The sequence below is a fragment of the uncultured Demequina sp. genome, assembly GCF_913055775.1.
Taxonomy (GTDB): domain Bacteria; phylum Actinomycetota; class Actinomycetes; order Actinomycetales; family Demequinaceae; genus Demequina.
This window is the reverse complement of the sequence record NZ_CAJXJX010000124.1, coordinates 1-7,928: the sequence shown is the minus strand read 5'-3', so window position 1 is coordinate 7,928 and position 7,928 is coordinate 1. Positions and strand designations below refer to the sequence as shown.

6 protein-coding genes are annotated in these 7,928 nt (G+C 70.1%); 2 read left to right on the top strand and 4 right to left on the bottom strand.

Annotated features, from left to right (window positions below; translation table 11 throughout):
* Together QZ483_RS11360 and QZ483_RS11355 are read left to right on the top strand one after the other, a co-directional pair.
* Positions 1-460 (top strand): hypothetical protein (locus tag QZ483_RS11360; protein ID WP_297084061.1); only part of this gene is annotated, 460 nt, incomplete at its 5' end.
* The gene (locus tag QZ483_RS11355; RefSeq protein WP_297084059.1) at positions 457-1,641 is read left to right on the top strand and encodes a PrsW family intramembrane metalloprotease; all 1,185 of its coding nucleotides are present in this window, start codon (positions 457-459) and stop codon (positions 1,639-1,641) included. The genes QZ483_RS11360 and QZ483_RS11355, both read left to right, overlap by 4 nt.
* On the opposite strand, the gene QZ483_RS11350 is transcribed toward QZ483_RS11355, so the two are convergent.
* The 4 genes from QZ483_RS11350 to QZ483_RS11335 all read right to left on the bottom strand — a co-directional run bounded on the left by QZ483_RS11350 (position 1,642) and on the right by QZ483_RS11335 (position 7,415).
* Positions 1,642-4,101 carry a cation-translocating P-type ATPase gene (locus QZ483_RS11350; protein ID WP_297084058.1) on the bottom strand — a complete coding sequence of 820 codons (2,460 nt, stop codon included), beginning with the start codon at positions 4,099-4,101 and terminating at the stop codon, positions 1,642-1,644.
* Positions 4,098-4,322 carry a heavy-metal-associated domain-containing protein gene (locus QZ483_RS11345; protein WP_297084057.1) on the bottom strand — a complete coding sequence of 75 codons (225 nt, stop codon included), beginning with the start codon at positions 4,320-4,322 and terminating at the stop codon, positions 4,098-4,100. Before QZ483_RS11345 ends, QZ483_RS11350 begins: the two co-directional genes overlap by 4 nt.
* Before the next feature lie 116 nt (positions 4,323-4,438).
* A complete protein-coding gene (gene pntB / locus QZ483_RS11340; protein ID WP_297084056.1) occupies positions 4,439-5,848 on the bottom strand; it encodes a Re/Si-specific NAD(P)(+) transhydrogenase subunit beta in 1,410 nt (469 codons plus the stop codon).
* Between the two features lie 10 nt (positions 5,849-5,858).
* The gene (locus tag QZ483_RS11335) at positions 5,859-7,415 is read right to left on the bottom strand and encodes a Re/Si-specific NAD(P)(+) transhydrogenase subunit alpha (protein WP_297084055.1); all 1,557 of its coding nucleotides are present in this window, start codon (positions 7,413-7,415) and stop codon (positions 5,859-5,861) included.
* Between the last annotated feature and the right edge of the window lie 513 nt (positions 7,416-7,928).

Sequence of the window (7,928 nt, the reverse complement as noted above, 5' to 3'; positions counted from 1 at the left end):
GGAGGGGTCGGAGGGCGACTCGCTGGCGGTCGCGCCTCGCATCGAGATCTCGCTCGCCGAGGGCTGGTCGGTCGGGGACGACGTGGGCCAGGCGACGGTGCTGGTCAACGGCAGCGCGAACCTGTACGTCGCGACCGGTGCCACCGCCGGCGAGGCCCTCGAGGGGCAGCTTCAGGAGGCTCTCGCGGACTTTGAAGAGGACCCCAACGCGACGTGGGTCTTTGGCGACCCCGTGCAGTTCGCGACCGACGTCGGGGACCCCGGAGTATCGGTCTCCGGGACCAGCGAGACTCAGGGGTCCAAGACCTGGGTGGTGGCGCACGGCACGTACGAGACGGTCGCGGTCCTCACGGCGCCGCTGGAGCGCTGGTCCCAGGTCGAGCCCGACGCGGCGCGGATGGTCGCGTCGCTCGCGCTCTCGACCCCGGCACCGGCCTCCGACGCGGGAGGCGCGCCGTGACAGCGGGCGAACCCCAGCCGTACACCGTCTCGATCGCGGCGCTGCCGCGGATGGTGCCCAGGACGACGAGCTTCCTCGACGTGCGCTCGTGGGTCTTCTGGGTGGGGGCCGCGCTGACCCTGGTCGGCCTGTGGCAGTGGGGACCGCTCGTCGCCCGCGCGCTGCGCGACAACCCCTCGACCGCGACGCTGTCCGCGATCCTGTGGCTGGCCTACGGGCTCGCATTCATCGTCATCCTGTATCGCCTCGAGCTCTTCGAGCGCCGCTCTCCCGTGACGGTGCTCGGTGCGCTCCTGTGGGGAGCGCTCGCCGCTCCCGGCCTTGGGGCGATCGCCGCACCCGCGATGCACGACCTGGTCGCGAGCGCGCTGGGCACGGACAACCCGTGGATCTCCTCGTTCGCGGCGCCGCTGTCGGAGGAACCGCTCAAGCTCATGGGCGTGCTCGCGCTGGCTCTGATTCCCGGCGCGCGGGTGCGCTCGGCCGCCGACGGTCTGTTCTACGGCGCCGTCGTGGGTCTGGGCTTCCAGGTCTCCGAGGGCTTCCTGTACACCGCGACCTTCAGCGCGGACAGCGGGTACGCGACCGTGTGGGAGGTATTCATCCTGCGCGGCATCATCGGGGGTCTGTGGTCGCATGCGACCTTCACGGCCATCGCCGGTGCCGGCCTGGGCTACTTCTTCAACGCGGGCACGTCGCGGCTGCAGCGCGTCGCAGCGCTCGTGGGCGGGCTCGGTCTCGCCATGGCCGTGCACGGATTCTTCGACACCCCCATCGTGGGTGGATACGTGGTGCTCGGGTCGATCATCAAGGGACTCCCGGTGCTCGCGATGCTGCTGGTCGTGCTGCGCTGGGCGCATCTGCGCGAGCGCCGCACGTTCGCCGGTCTCGCGCGTCACGTGATCCCGGACGATCTGGTGTCTCCCGGCGACTTCAGCACCCTCGTGACCCGGCGCGCGCGGCGACGGGCGCGGCGGTGGGCGCGGCGTCGCGGCGGTCGGGCGACGGCGCGGGCCCTGCGCCGCCTGCAGTCGGCACAGCTCCACCTGCTCACGGCCTCGCACGAGGACGGGTGGGGGTCACCCCGGTCCGTGGAGCTCACGCGAGACGTGCGCATCCTGTCCGCGACGGTCGACCGCCGCCAGGTGCAGTGGGACCGGCGGCGGACGGCGTCCGGCTAGTCACACCTTCGCGCGGTACCCGCGGAAGCCCCGTAGGCGCAGCGAGTTTCCCACGACGAACAGGCTCGACCCGCCCATGGCCGCAGCCGCGATCATGGGGTTGAGGATGCCCAGCGCAGCGAGCGGGATCGCCGCCGTGTTGTAAGCGAAGGCCCAGAAGAGGTTGCCGCGAATCGTGCCGAGCGTGCGCCGGGACAGGGCGATCGCATCGGCCGCCGCCCTCAGGTCTCCCGAGACGATGGTGAGGTCCGAGGCCTCCCGCGCGACATCCGCGCCCGTGCCCACCGCGATGCCCAGGTCTGCTTGCGCGAGCGCGGGCGCGTCGTTGACGCCGTCGCCCACCATCGCGACGCGCCGAGGGCGGCCGTCGGCGCCCGACTGAAGCTCGCGCACCACGTCCGCCTTGTCGCCGGGCAGCACCTGGGCGATCACCGTCTCGATGCCCACCTGGTCAGCGACTGCCCGCGCTGCGCGCTCGTTGTCGCCCGTGAGCAGCACGACGTCGAGACCCAGCTCGCGGAACGCCGCCACGGCCTCGGCGCTCGTGGGCTTCACGGTGTCGCTCACCACCAGGACGGCCTCGGCGATGGCCGGCGCGCGCGTCGCCAGCGTGGCGGCACCCAGTGCGCCGCCGTCCGCGGGCACGCGTCCGGCGAAGATCGCGGTGCGACCCTCGGACTCAGCCTCGGAGGCGAGAGCCTCGAGAGCGTCCGGCACCGTGTCGAACATCCGGCGCGACCCCACCAGCAGGTCCGTGTTCGGGGCCTCGGGCCCGGGGGCCTCTCCCAGGAGTCCGAGGTGCTGCACGGTCGCGATGACGCCCTGGCCGGGAACGTTGCGGAAGCCCTTGATGCGCGCTCGGCCCGGCCGCGCATCGGCGATCGCCTGGGCGATGGGGTGCTCGGAGCGCGCCTCGACCGAGGCGACGGCGTCCAGCAAGGCGGCCTCCGCATCGGCCCCATGCGAGCGTGCGACCTCCGGGGCGGACGCGCTCACCAGCGCCATGCGCCCCTCGGTGACCGTGCCGGTCTTGTCGAGCACGATGGTCTGAACATCGCGCGTGTCCTCGAGCGCCTCGGGTCCACGCACCAGCACGCCCAGCTGCGCTCCGCGCCCCGTCCCGACCATGATCGCGAGCGGCGTCGCGAGTCCCAGCGCGCAGGGGCAGGAGATGATGAGCACCGCGACGGCAGCGGTGAATGCGCCGTTGACATCGCCGGTGACGAGTAGCCAGGTCACGAGCGTGGCCAGCGCGACTGCGATGACGATGGGCACGAAGATGCGGGAGATGCGGTCCGCGAGACGCTGCACGCGCGCGCGGCCGGTCTGGGCCTCGTCGACCATGCGGGCGATCTGCGCGAGCATGGTCTCCGCGCCCACCTTGGTCGCCTCAACCGTGATGGATCCGTCGGTGGCAATGGTGCCGCCCACGACCTCGGAGTCCGTGCCGGCGCCCGCCTCGACGCGCACCGGCACCGGCTCGCCCGTCACGAGGCTGGCGTCCACCGCTGCGCCACCGTCGACCACGATTCCGTCCGTCGCGATGGTCTCGCCCGGGCGGACCACGAATCGCATCCCCACCTCGAGCTCGTCGCGCGCGATGGTGCTGCCATCCTCGAGCCGCGCGGTGGCGCTCTGACGGCTCGACAGCGCGCGGATCGCGTCGCCCGCCCGCGCGGTGGACCGCACCTCGAGCCACTTGCCCAGCAGGATCAGCGACACGATGACGGCGCCGGTCTCGTAATAGATGTGGCCGCTCTCGAGAGCACCGAAGGCGTGGCCGACCAGCACCACCGTGGACCATGTCCACGCCGCGACCGTGCCCATCGTGACCAGCGTGTCCATGTTGGTGGCGCGGTGGCGTGCGCTCATCAGAGTGCTGCGGTGGAACGGCCACGCCGACCAGCCGATCACCGGTGTCGCGAGGAGCGCGACGACCCACTCCCAGCCGGCGAACTGCCAGGCGGGAACCATCGAGATGAGCAGCACCGGGACGGTGAGGACGGCGGCAACGAGGAAGCGCCGGCGGTAGTCGGCGATGCGGGCGGCATCGGCCTGCATATGGGCGGCGTGCTCGTCCACCTCGGCGTGCTCGTCGCCGTGGCCGGTGCCGTGGCCGGTGCCGTGGCTCGCTCCGTGGCTGGCTCCCTGGTCGGAGCCGGCATGCGTGGCAGCGACAGCGCCTCGAGGCTTGGTCAGCACCTCGTATCCGAGACCCTCAATCGTGGCGCGCATCTGCTCCTCGAGGGCGGCGGCATCGGCCCCCGCGCCCGGCCGCACCGTGGCGCGCCGGGTCGCGTAGTTGACGGTCGCGTCGTCGACGCCCGGCAGCTGGGCGAGGCCGCCCTGGATGGACGCGGCGCAGCTCGAGCACGTCATGCCGCTCACGGCGAGGTTGATGGCCTCGACCTGGGGAATGCGGTCGGCCGCGGCCTGCGACGCGTCGGTGGGCGTGGTCACGGCGCTTCCACCCGATAGCCGACGCCCTCCACCGCCTCGTCGAGAGCGAACTCGAGGTCGTCGGCGGGCACGGTGCCGTCCAGGCGCACGCGCACAGCACCGGAGGCGTGGTCGACGTCCGCGGATGCGACGCCCTCCGTCGACTCGAGTGCGCTCCGCACCTTCCCGGCGCAGCCGTCGCAGCTCATGCCGGTCACGGTGATGTCGATGATGTCGCTCATGGTCAGAGTCCTCTCGCGGGGGTCACTGAGAACCACGGTAAACCTTCCACCATGCTAGAAGGTCAAGCCGGTCGCACGCCTGGCCCCGTGCACAGAACTCGGAACCCTTGCGCGAACTACGCGTCGACGGCCTCCGTCGCGGGCATCGCGGCGACGATGGCCTCGACCTGGGTCTTCGCGTCACCGAACAGCATCGCGGTGTTGTCCCGGAAGAACAGCGGGTTCTGGACTCCCGCGTACCCGGTGGCCATCGACCGCTTGAACACCACGACCTGCTCCGCGTTCCACACCTCGAGCACCGGCATGCCCGCGATGGGCGAGCCCGGGTCCTCGAGTGCCGCCGGGTTGACGGTGTCGTTCGCGCCGATGACGAGCACCACGTCGGTGTCCGCGAAGTCCTCGTTGATCTCGTCCAGCTCGAGAACGATGTCGTACGGCACGCGCGCCTCGGCGAGCAGCACGTTCATGTGACCAGGGAGGCGGCCGGCCACGGGGTGCACCGCGAAGCGCACCTTCACGCCGCGCGAACGCAGCCGCGTCACGAGCTCCGCCACCGGGTACTGGGCCTTGGCGACGGCCATGCCGTAGCCCGGCGCGATCACCACGGAGCGCGCGGCAGAGAGCAGCTCGACGGTCTCCGCGACGGAGACCTCGGTGTGCTCGCCCTGCGGGCCCTCGGACGCCGCGGACGGCGCGGCTCCGTCTCCGCCGAACCCGCCCAGGATGACAGCGAGGAACTTGCGGTTCATCGCCTTGCACATGATGTAGCTGAGGATCGCACCGGAGGAGCCCACCAGCGCACCCACCACGATCAGCAGATCGTTGCCCAGCATGAAGCCCGCCGCCGCTGCGGCCCAGCCCGAGTACGAGTTGAGCATCGACACGACCACGGGCATGTCGCCTCCGCCAATGGCGGCCACGAGGTGGAAGCCGATGGCCAGCGCGATCACGGTCATGAGGATCAACGGCAGCACAGAAGGCGCCGCGACGAACCAGGCGCCCAGCCCCAGCGAGACCACCAGGCCGGCGAGGTTCAGTGCGTGACGCCCCGGCAGGGTCAGCGGCGAGGACTTCATGCGCGCGGACAGCTTGAGGAAGGCCACGATCGACCCGGTGAACGTCACCGCACCGATGAAGACACCCAGGAACACCTCGATCAGGTGCACCGCGTCGTGCCCCTCGGTCAGGTAGGAGTTGAACCCGATCAGCACCGCCGCGGCGCCCACGAACGAGTGCAGGATCGCGATGAGCTCGGGCATCTGCGTCATCTCGACGGACCGCGCGCGCCAGGTGCCCACCAGGGCACCGATGAGCAGCACGCCCACGATCAGCGCGGCCGTCACCCCGACGGGTCGCTCGGACTGGTCCAGTGCCAGCGCGATGGTCGCCACGATCGCGATGACCATGCCGCCCATCCCCAGGAGGTTGCCGCGCCGCGCGGTCGTCTGCTTGGACAGGCCCGCGAGGGACAGGATGAACAGGATGCTGGCGCCGATATAGGCGACGGTGGTCAGGCCTGATGTCATGGTCCGGCTCCTAGCTCTTCTGGAACATGCGGAGCATGCGCTGGGTGACCAGGAACCCGCCCGCGATATTGATGGTGGCGATAAGGACCGACACGCCGGCCAGCACGACGACCAGCGACGACGGGTTGGAGATCTGCAGCAGCGCACCGATCACGATGATGCCGCTGATCGCATTGGTGACGCTCATCAGCGGCGTGTGCAGCGCGGGCTTAACGTTCCAGATCACCTGCCAGCCGACGAAGCAGGCCAGCACGAAGACGGTGAAGTGGCCCATGAAGGCGGGCGGCGCGACGGTGCCGAGCGCGGCGAGCACGATGCCGCCGATCACCAGCGTAACCGCCGATTTCAGGCCCACGTTGGCCGGCTTCTCTTCTTTCGGCGCCGGCTTCGCCTCCTCGGCCTTGTGCGGCGCGATGGCGGGCGTCTTCGGCGGGGGCGGCGGGAACGTGATCTCGCCGTCCTTCACCACGGTGGCGCCGCGGATGACGTCGTCTTCCATGTCCACGTTGATGGCGCCGTCCTTCTCCGGCGTCAGGTCGGTGAGCATGTGCCACAGGTTGGTGCCGTAGAGCTGCGAAGACTGCGCGGCCATGCGGCTCGGCAGGTCGGTGTAGCCGATCAGCTTCACGCCGTGGCGCTCCACAACCTCGCCCGCGACGGTCAGCTTGCAGTTGCCGCCCTGCTCGGCCGCGAGGTCGACGATGACCGAGCCCGGCTTCATCGACTTCACCATGTCCTCGGTGATCAGCTCGGGCGCGGGCTTGCCGGGGATCAGCGCGGTCGTGACGATGATGTCGACGTCCTTCGCCTGCTCCGCGAACAGCTCCATCTCGGCCTTGATGAACTCCTCGCTCATCACCTTGGCGTAGCCGCCCCCGCCGGAGCCCTCTTCCTCGAAATCGAGCTCGAGAAACTCGGCGCCCATGCTCTCGACCTGCTGCTTGACCTCGGGGCGCGTGTCGAAGGCGCGCACGATGGCGCCCAGCGCGCCCGCCGCGCCGATGGCGGCGAGGCCCGCGACGCCGGCACCGATCACCAGCACCTTGGCCGGCGGCACCTTGCCCGCGGCCGTGATCTGGCCGGTGAAGAAGCGCCCGAAATTGTTGGCGGCCTCGACGATCGCGCGGTAGCCGCCGATATTGGCCATCGAGGACAGCGCGTCCATCTTCTGCGCGCGGCTGATGCGCGGCACCATGTCCATGGCGATGGCGGTCGCGCCGCGCGCCCTGATCTTCTCCAGCAGCGCCTCGTTCTGCGCCGGCCAGATGAAGCTGATCAGCGTGGAGCCCGCCTTCAGCAGCTCGGTCTCGTCGACGCCGAGCGCGGGATGCGCCTCCGGCCCGCGGACCTTGAGCACGATGTCGGACTCGCCCCACACGCGGCGGGTGTCGTCGGTCACCTCGACGCCGGCCTCGCGATAGGCCTCGTCGCTGAACTGCGCGGCTGCGCCCGCGCCCGACTCGATGCAGAGATCGAAGCCCAGCTTCTGTATCCGTCCCGCCGTTTCCGGCGTCAGGGCCACACGCTGTTCGCCAGCGTGTACCTCCTTGGGTACGCCAATCTTCATTCCGTTATTCCTTCATTGGAACTGTAGCCCCCGAATGACGCCAGCAGGCTCACCGGCCCGGGGAGATGAATTTGTATTCATTCTAATGTGCAACACCTTGTCTTGTAAAGGGTCCCACAACGCGGCCCCCTGTTTAGTCGATTTGGCGAAAGGTTAAAACCGGCAAAAAGGCGGTACATACGGACTTTCGGTCGCAGGCGATTCACACGGGATGCCGTGCATCCCCTGCCCTGCTCTGCCGATACCGCCGCGCCGCGCCCTTCGAGACGGCCCTCCGGGCCTCCTCAGGACGAGGCTTTCTTATAGCAACCCGAATAACCTAGCCCTCGTCCTGAGGAGCGCGCTTGCGCGCGTCTCGAAGGGCGCGGGCGGGCCCACTCACCCTCACGCCGCCCGGTCCGGCCAGCTCCAGTGGTGGCGGTCGATGACGAAGGGGTGCGTGTGGTGCATCGCGGCGTGGCGGTGGGGATGGCGGTGCGGCTCCGGCCCCTCCCAGCCCTCGTGGATATGCCG